Annotated in this window: 3 protein-coding genes; 1 reads left to right on the top strand and 2 read right to left on the bottom strand. The window is 44.4% G+C overall.

Annotated features, from left to right (window positions below):
* On the bottom strand, window positions 1-2198 hold a 2198-nt coding region (gene pnp, locus ACLOR3_RS01665), incomplete at its 3' end, for a polyribonucleotide nucleotidyltransferase (RefSeq protein WP_412036928.1).
* A gap of 491 nt (window positions 2199-2689) precedes the next feature.
* Window positions 2690-4186: a hypothetical protein gene (locus ACLOR3_RS01670; RefSeq protein ID WP_411400085.1), complete on the bottom strand. Its 1497-nt coding sequence runs from the start codon at window positions 4184-4186 to the stop codon at window positions 2690-2692.
* A gap of 174 nt (window positions 4187-4360) precedes the next feature.
* Between ACLOR3_RS01670 and pepF the strand changes: the two genes are divergently transcribed.
* On the top strand, window positions 4361-5998 hold a 1638-nt coding region (pepF, locus tag ACLOR3_RS01675; protein WP_412036929.1), incomplete at its 3' end, for an oligoendopeptidase F.

Genomic DNA, 5998 nt, shown 5'->3' on the forward strand with positions numbered 1-5998 from the left:
CCTGCATCTTTGGCAAAATCTTTTCTAGGTTTGTAGTGACGAGGACGGTCGCCATGACGATGACCCTTCTCACCTTTTTCTTCTGAATGTTCTGGTTTTGGCGGACGTGGCAAGAGTGCCTTCATAGAAGCATCGACACGACCTTTTTCATCGATTTTGATAATCTTGACATCCACTTCATCACCGATGGCTACCAAGTCTTCGACACGGTTGGTACGAGTCCAAGCCATTTCAGAGATGTGAACGAGGGCATCCGTCTTGTCAAAGAGGTTGACAAAGGCACCGAATTTCTCGATACGCACAACTTTAGCATGGTAGACTTCGTCCACTTTCGCTTCACGAACCAAACCAGCAATGATTTCTTTAGCGCGGTTAATGGCAGCTTGGTCGCTCGAGTAGATAGACACGTTTCCTTCTTCGTCGATATCAATCTTAACGCCTGTTTCAGCGATGATTTTATCGATGGTTTCTCCACCTTTACCGATGACAATCTTGATCTTGTCCACATCAATCTTGATGGTATCAATTTTCGGAGCTGTTGGAGCCAATTCTGGACGAACTTCAGGAATGGTTGCTTCAATCACATCAAGGATTTCAAAACGAGCTTTCTTGGCTTGGGCAAGCGCTTCTGTCAAGATTTCTGCAGTGATCCCTTGGATCTTGATATCCATTTGAAGGGCTGTAATCCCGTCACGAGTACCTGCAACCTTAAAGTCCATATCTCCAAAGTGGTCTTCCAAACCTTGGATATCTGTCAATACGGTGTAGTTGTTTCCATCTGAGATGAGACCCATGGCAATACCTGCTACTGGAGCCTTGATTGGCACACCACCAGCCATAAGGGCAAGTGTTCCTGCACAGATAGATGCTTGAGATGAAGAACCATTTGATTCCAAGACTTCTGCTACCAAACGGATCGCATATGGGAATTCTTCCAAGCTTGGCAAGACTTGAGCAAGAGCACGCTCACCAAGAGCACCGTGACCAATTTCACGACGACCAGGTGCACCGTAACGACCAGTTTCCCCTACAGAGTATTGTGGGAAGTTATAGTGGTGCATAAAGCGTTTCTTGTACTCTGGGTCCAAACCATCGATGATTTGCGTTTCCCCCATTGGCGCCAATGTCAAGATAGAAAGAGCTTGAGTTTGTCCACGAGTGAAGAGACCTGAACCGTGAACACGAGGAAGGAAGTCAACAACCGCATCCAAGGGACGGATTTCATCAACCTTACGACCATCCGGACGAACCTTGTCTTCTGTGATCAAACGGCGCACTTCTGCGTGTTCCATTTGTTCCAAGATTTCAGCCACATCCCGCATGATCCGGTCAAATTCTTCGTGGTCTACATATTTTTCTTCGTAAACAGCTGTTACTTGATCTTTCACTGCTTGAGTTGCAGCTTCACGCGCCAATTTTTCTTCAACTTGAACAGCTTTTTGAAGGTCGCTGTTGTAAGCTGCGATGATTTCAGCCTGCAAGTCAGCATCTACATGAAGCAATTCTACTTCTGCTTTTTCCTTACCAACTGCCGCAACGATTTCTTCTTGGAAGGCAATCAATTCTTTAACAGCTTCATGTCCTTTGAGAAGAGCTTCCAACATGATTTCTTCTGACAATTCTTTGGCACCAGACTCTACCATGTTGATAGCGTGTTTGGTACCAGCTACTGTCAATTCAAGAAGAGAGCGCTCAGCTTGTTCTTGCGTAGGGTTGATGATGATTTGACCATCAACATAGCCTACTTGTACCCCAGCGATTGGTCCGTCAAACGGAATATCTGAGATAGAAAGTGCCAAGGATGAACCAAACATCGCTGCCATTGGTGCAGATGCATTTTCATCGTAAGAAAGGACTGTGTTGATGACTTGCACTTCATTACGGAAACCTTCCGCAAACATAGGACGGATTGGGCGGTCAATCAAGCGCGCTGTCAAAGTCGCATCTGTTGAAGGACGTCCTTCACGTTTCATAAAGCCACCAGGAAACTTCCCAGCCGCATACATTTTTTCTTCGTAGTTGACTTGAAGCGGGAAAAAATCCCCAGTTGCCATCTTTTTAGACATGACAGCTGCCGTCAAGACAGTTGACTCCCCATAACGCACGACAACAGAGCCATTGGCTTGCTTGGCAACCTGACCAGTCTCTACGATTAACTCACGACCCGCAAAAGTCGTTTGAAACACTTGTTTTGTCATTTTAATCCCCTTTGGATTGATAAAATTATACGACTTGCCTACAAAAATCAGGATACAAGGGGCGTGAAGAATCCCGTATGAAAATAGGAGATTGACGCAGTGTGCCACGCACACCAGGAAATCTATCTTTTTCACTAGGGATTTAGCCCGTGTTCAACTATCAAGATATTTTGGACGGTTCGGCTTGCCGAACATTTCTGTAGAAAAATAGAAAGATGACGTCGCACTCGATGAGTGCTAGGAAGCTTATCTTTTTTCCTAGGAAATGAGGCCAAAATTCAATTACCCAAGATACTAAGCCGTTAAGCAACTCAACGAGATCGGGATTTCAAGAGCCTTTCTGTATGTTATATCCTCATCTTTGTATCCAAGCACGTATAACCTTTATTTTACCATATTCAAGCCCAAAAGAAAAAGGCTTTAAAAGCCTTTTTCGAGGAATATTTGATTTCCACTTATTTTAAAATTCTAGAGCTAGATATAGCTACCGTCTATTTTCCATTCCACACATTTTCTTTACTAACGACATAGAATCGCGTTTTGTGTTCTCCACCTGAATAGTCTTTCTTGCTCCGCTTCAACACATAGCGCTCAAAAGGTTGAGAAGAGGTCTTAACTCTAGTTGTCACTGTAACTGTATCATTCTCAACGACCCACTCATCTGCTGAAGGAATAACAACCTCTGGGCCAGCACCTCCACGTCCACCTGGAACGAATTCAAAAAACTTCTTATCTTTCGAAGAGTATATCCATCCTTGTTTTCTTTCTTTCGCAAGTTGAATTAATTGATCTGTAGTCATAGATTGAATGGATTCTGATGTTTCTTGAGCTTCCAATTTTTTAATGACATCTGCAAGTTGATAGGTACCTGGAGTATAAGTATTGAAATAATCTAAAAACATGCCTTCTGTATAAGAATAGATACCGCTATGATCATTTGATAAATCTAATATAAAGGTTGGTTTGACCAATCTAGAATACATTAAAGAATAGCCATTCTCTACTACCGAGTGGATATCCTCTTGATCTTCCGCACTCAATCCTTTAACAGTAGATGCATTTCCCCCTTCCACTCTCGTCGTAAATTCAAGCGCGATCCAGCCTTGGCCAGATTGGAGCTTGCCCCAGGTATAACCGTCAGCTGACACCCTCTCAGTTATCGTGTAAACACCTTGCGGGATCATTCCAACTTCTTCCCCCTTGATCGATGCTTCTTTACGAATTCGAAGATCTGAAACTGCTACACGGACTTGGAAACTACTTGTTTGCTGCTCTGAGGTACTTGCTTGGCTGGTCGCCTTCTTTCCGGTCTCTAGTTCTTTCCATCCAAATTTTGCTTGATCCAATTCTTTTGCTGTAATCCCTAAGGCTTTTTCTGGCTTCTGACCGTCCCCATTTTTAATTTGGATCTTATTGACAGTCTCCAGCTTTCCTTTTTGGAACTTGTAATGGATCAAATCTACATCTGGTTGAAGAGACGAAAAGCTAGCATAGATGACCGAGCCATCCTCAAAAATTTGAAGACTTGAACGAGAGCCACCAGAGGAAGCCACAAAAGCTGTATGCAACAATTCTGGTTGCTGGCCTTTCAGATAGTAGATTGCTGAGACTGTTTGGCCATTCCCAATCAAGAGTTCGTCCCGCCCATCCTTATCCAAATCTGTATAAAAATAGGAAAGGTTAGGTTTACTACCCAGAGTTTGAAGATACATGGCATAGACATACTCATCCGATTGAGGATCTATTTCTTTTAGTTTAGTCTCTAGACCAGCACTATCACCTGCTTCGATAGCCCTAGAGTAAGCCTGATAACGTTCAAGCACTGTTTGATAGTACTCATGCCCAGACGATGCTTTCTTGGAACTTTTTCCATCTGTTACTTCACTCTGAGCTGTAGAAGGTTGCGTCCGAGGACGTCGCTTAGGCCCACATGCCACCAAGGTTAGCAAGGTCATCGCTGCCAAGCTAACTTTATAGAATTTCTTCATCGTATACTCCCTAAAACTTTCTCCACTTTATTATACCAAAAGAAGGTAAAAAAGCTAGAAAATCCTTGGCTTCTTATTGGATCCAGCTAGCTTTGATAAGTTCTCCTTTCACCTATCATTCTCCCCTATTTTCTGCTATACTGAGTATAGTTATTTGATCAAAAGGAGAACACTATGGAATTAAAAAAACGTTCTGAATTTCCTGAGAATGAACTCTGGGACCTCACAGCCCTCTACCAAGATCAGGAAGACTTCTTGCGCGCCATTGAAAAAACACGCGAAGAAATCAATGAATTTGTCCGCAACTACAAGGGCAAGCTCCACACTTTTGAAGACTTTGAAGCTGCCTTTGCGGTCTTTGAACAGATTCAGATCCAACTCAGCCACATTGGTAACTACAGCTTTATGCCACAAACGACTGACTTTGGCGATGAATCTTTTGCGGAAATTGCCCAAGCGGGGATGGATTTCGAAACTTGGGCGAGCGTCGAACTTTCCTTCTTTGATGATGCTTTGGTAGAAGCGGATGAAGAAGTCCTCGAACGCCTCGGGCAACTCCCTCACCTCACTTATGCCATTCGTCAGGCTAAAATTAAAAAAGCCCACTACTTGGGAGCTGATGTGGAAAAAACTTTGACCAACCTTGGTGAAGTCTTCTACGGACCACAAGACATCTATACCAAGATGCGGGCTGGCGACTTTGAAATGGCTGATTTTGAAGTGGATGGAAAAGTCTACAAAAATAGTTTTGTTACTTATGAAAACTTCTACCAAAACCATGAGAATGCGGAAGTCCGTGAAAAAGCCTTTCGTTCCTTCTCAGAAGGTCTCCGCAAGCACCAAAACACGGCTGCTGCTACCTATCTAGCTCAAGTTAAGTCCGAAAAACTGATCGCAGATATGCGAGGCTACGACTCTGTCTTTGACTATCTCTTGGCTGAGCAGGAAGTGGATCGTTCTATGTTTGACCGTCAGATTGACCTGATCATGAAGGATTTCGCTCCAGTCGCTCAAAAATTCCTCAAACACGTAGCCAAGGTCAATGGTCTTGAGAAAATGACCTTTGCCGATTGGAAGTTGGATTTGGACAGTGCGCTCAACCCAGATGTTACTATTGATGATGCCTATGACTTGGTCATGAAATCTGTGGCACCCCTTGGAGAAGAATATTCCCGTGAAATTGCTCGCTACCAAACCGAACGCTGGGTCGACTTTGCGGCCAATGAAGGCAAGGATTCCGGTGGTTATGCCGCTGACCCATACCGTGTCCACCCTTATGTCCTCATGAGCTGGACAGGACGCATGAGCGATGTCTACACCCTGATCCACGAGATCGGACACTCTGGTCAATTCATCTTCTCAGACAACAACCAAAGCTACTTCAACGCCCACATGTCGACCTACTATGTGGAAGCTCCTTCTACCTTTAACGAGCTCCTCCTCAGCGACTATTTGGAACACCAGTTTGACGACCCTCGTCAAAAACGCTTTGCCTTGGCTCACCGTTTGACAGATACCTACTTCCACAACTTCATCACCCACTTGTTGGAAGCGGCTTTCCAACGCAAGGTCTACACCCTGATTGAAGAAGGTGGTACCTTCGGCGCTAGCAAGCTCAACAGCATCATGAAGGAAGTCCTAACCGAATTCTGGGGAGATGCCGTTGAAATCGATGATGACGCAGCGTTGACCTGGATGCGCCAAAGCCACTACTACATGGGGCTTTACAGCTACACCTACTCAGCTGGCTTGGTTATCTCAACAGCGGGATACTTGCATTTGAAGAACTCCGAAAACGGAGCCAAAGATTGG

The sequence above is a fragment of the Streptococcus intestinihominis genome (assembly GCF_046824975.1).
Lineage (GTDB): Bacteria > Bacillota > Bacilli > Lactobacillales > Streptococcaceae > Streptococcus.

Excerpts from the sequence above, each read along its gene's own strand:
- ACLOR3_RS01670 (WP_411400085.1), bottom strand. The coding sequence starts at position 4,186 with ATGAAGAAATTCTATAAAGTTAGCTTGGCAGCGATGACCTTGCTAACC.